At 56.6% G+C, this 2602-nt stretch carries 4 protein-coding genes; 1 reads left to right on the plus strand and 3 read right to left on the minus strand.

Going from position 1 to position 2602, the window contains the following annotated elements:
• Positions 1–483: inorganic diphosphatase (locus tag ACOSYY_RS02545; RefSeq protein ID WP_421660703.1), on the plus strand; the 483-nt coding region annotated here is incomplete at its 5' end.
• A 100-nt stretch (positions 484–583) separates the two neighbouring features.
• On the opposite strand, the gene ACOSYY_RS02550 is transcribed toward ACOSYY_RS02545, so the two are convergent.
• The 3 genes from ACOSYY_RS02550 to ACOSYY_RS02560 form a co-directional block, all read right to left on the minus strand.
• Positions 584–952, minus strand: coding sequence for a PilZ domain-containing protein (locus ACOSYY_RS02550; RefSeq protein ID WP_421660704.1), 369 nt, complete (start codon positions 950–952; stop codon positions 584–586).
• A 188-nt stretch (positions 953–1140) separates the two neighbouring features.
• Entirely contained in the window at positions 1141–1884 is a 744-nt protein-coding gene (locus ACOSYY_RS02555) for an MBL fold metallo-hydrolase (protein ID WP_421660705.1), read from the minus strand.
• A gap of 181 nt (positions 1885–2065) precedes the next feature.
• On the minus strand, positions 2066–2602 hold a 537-nt coding region (locus tag ACOSYY_RS02560; RefSeq protein ID WP_421660706.1), incomplete at its 5' end, for a VIT1/CCC1 transporter family protein.

Consider the following 2602-nt stretch of genomic DNA (forward strand, 5'->3'; position numbering starts at 1 on the left):
TTTTCCAATTTTTGCCCGGTCTATTATGGGCTCATTCCGCAGACCTACTCCGGTGAGCAGGTAGCGGCTATCTTTGCGAAGCGAGCCCGCCGCAAGGGTATGGTCGGAGACGGGGATCCGCTCGATATTTGCGTGTTGTCGGAAAAGAGCATTCCGCACAGCGACATCCTCCTGACCGCGTTGCCGATCGGCGGGTTGAGCCTGGCTGACGGCGGTGACGCCGACGACAAGATCATCGCCGTAATGAGGGACGATGCGGTGTACGGCAACTTCACGGACGTTTCACAATGTCCGACCGCTCTCATGGATCGCCTCCAACATTATTTTCTCACCTATAAGAGCGCGCCTGGAACGACGCATCATCGGGTGGAAATCACCAGCGTGTATGGACGTGAGGAAGCGCTGAGGGTCATCCGCGCCGGCCATGCCGATTATCGCGTGAAATATCCGGAGCTGGGCTCCTTGTGGCCAAAGAATGTGTAGCGTGCCCGAATGATCCTGTTGCCGGGGCAGATGTCATTCACGGTGTTACGCGTACTCCGGATAAAGGAGCACTTCGTCAATGAACCAGGAACTGCAACATCTAGGCAGTACGTGCTTCTAACTCCCGGTTCTTGCGCGCGTTCAGAAATTGGATCAGCTCGACTCGCAACGTGCGATTGAGACGCAGCCGCGACTGCAGCGGCAGCTGCACGAATTCAATCCCGCATTCATTTCCCTGCGCCCATGTTATCCGTCCGAGCTCAATCGGCAATGCCGACGGCTGATCCGGCAAGAGCAGGCTCAGTCGCACCGTGCCGCCAAGAGGCAGTTCTCGATTGCACACCATCGAGCAACCGTGCATTGAAAGGTTCCGAAGCATGCCCTCATCGACGAATGATTCTCCGCCGATAATGAGGGGAGAATGGAAGGGAAACCGTTGGTAGGTTCGAGTGTGAGAAAAGTGCGCCATCGTTACCTCCTAATGATGGCGCGATTGTATCGAGCCGCAACTCGGCACGGTATCCTACATTGGGAGGGCGGTCACGTTGGGGCATGGACGATATTCCATGTTGCGGATCAAAAATTCCTGCAAGAGTGATCGTCGCCGTACACGATTGCCGCTATTCAGCTTCTTCTGTGTTCATTTTGTGTCTTCCTTCATAGTCCGACCATTCGGCCTGCTCGCATATTGGCGGGAATGGCGATGTCCATTTTTGCGGGACGGGGCGTGTTCCTCCGATTCATCATCCCGACGAAGGATTCTTTATTGATGGAGAGATTCAGGCGTTCGTTGAATTGCTTCTCCTCCCCGATCGTGGAAGACACCCTGCCTTGATAATCGTGCCCGGGATAGATAATCGTGTCGTCCGGCAGCGCGAACAGTTTCTTCCGTACAGAGTCGAACAATTTCTCTGCGGAACCGCCCTGCAAATCGGTTCGTCCATTTCCGCGTATGAACAACGCATCGCCCGTGAAGACCGCGCCGGGGAGCGCGTAGCTGGTGCAACCATTCGTATGGCCGGGTGTCGCGAGCGCCGTCAGAGTCGTATGGCCGAACGTCAGCGCCTCGCCTTCGAACAGAAACCTATCCGTACCGGTGACTTCGCCTTTGGCGCCGCCGCCATACACAATCTTCGCCCCGGTTCTCTCTTTAATGAGCGAGGCCCCTGTAATGTGGTCGGCATGGATGTGCGTTTCAATGGCGAAGAGGAGGCTGATCCCCAGCTCTCTGGCGATTCGGAGGTCGCGTTCGACATTTTCGATGACGGCATCGATGATGACCGCCTGGCCAGAGGTGCGATCGGCCACGATATAGGATCGACTTTCCGCTCTATCATCGACATCCTGTGTCTCGTTGACGTCCAACAAGACATTCACAAGGTAGGCATCAGTAATCGCCATGGATTACTCTTCGGCAGCCTGAGTGTGACGAATGACGAACGGCGGCCATTCTAACTTGTCAGCTCAACGTAATCTATTGCCTTCTCTATTGATCGACTCTTGCTCCGCTCATTGTAAGAGACGTCCAGGCAGGCTCGATCTTTAGCACTTCCTTGGGAAACAATCGGTGAATTCTTTCACCTTAGAGCCCTATCCCAAACAAGCGTCCGACTCCAGCCGTGACTGCCATAGCCAAGACACCCCAAAAGGTGACTCGGACGGCACCTGTCATCACCGATGCGCCGCCGGCCTGGGCCGCCAATGAGCCGAGCAGCGCGAGAAAAAAGAGTGAGCCGGCTGACACTGTCCATAGGATCGTTGATTTCGGCGCCGTCACAACGATGAGGAGCGGAAGGAGCGCGCCGACTGAAAACGTGCCGGCCGACGCGAGCGCGGCTTGAACCGGTCGAGCGGCCGTAGTGTCGGTGAGACCCAGTTCCTCACGGCTATGCGCGCCCAGCGCGTCATGCGCCATCAATTGGGTCGTAACCGCGGAGGCGAGGCTACGATCGAGTCCTCGCGCAACATACAGAGCGGTCATTTCCTCGTGTTCGCGCTCGGGGTCAGCGGCCAACTCATGGCGTTCGCGATCCAGATCGGCTCGTTCCGTGTCGGCTTGTGAACTGACTGATATGTATTCCCCCGACGCCATGGACATGGCACCGGCTACAAGTCCCGC

The organism is Nitrospira sp. BLG_2, assembly GCF_049222245.1.